The sequence below is a fragment of the Acinetobacter johnsonii genome (genome assembly GCF_048551975.1).
Lineage (GTDB): Bacteria > Pseudomonadota > Gammaproteobacteria > Pseudomonadales > Moraxellaceae > Acinetobacter > Acinetobacter johnsonii_A.
Window position 1 is genome coordinate 1 of sequence record NZ_JBIMCF010000099.1, and the last position, 338, is coordinate 338.

Below are 338 nucleotides of genomic sequence, written 5' to 3' on the forward strand. Positions count from 1 at the left end.
TCTGAACCCGGTTCTTGTGCCAAGAAATTGTTCGCAGGAAAACCTAGAATCGCTAAACCCTGTGATTTTTTGTCTTGATAGAGTTTTTCTAAGCCTTCGTACTGCGGTGTGAGACCGCATTTATATGCCACATTCACCACCAAGAGAACATTACCTTGGTATTGGTTTAAGTTGATGTCTTCGCCCTGAATAGTTTTGACAGGAATATTATAAATTGAAGTGCTCATTTACGTCTCCTTATACGATGTGCATTTTATTGTGTTGGAATCGTTCGACAAAGTCACGCCCATTTGCAGATTGATCGCAACAAAAATGCAAGATGAGGATTGCTTTAAATA

Annotated in this window: 1 pseudogene; it reads right to left on the bottom strand. The window is 39.3% G+C overall.

Annotated features, from left to right (window positions below):
- Positions 1-227, bottom strand: a pseudogene (locus tag ACG9ZB_RS16785) (glutathione peroxidase); the annotation flags it as partial.
- Between the last annotated feature and the right edge of the window lie 111 nt (positions 228-338).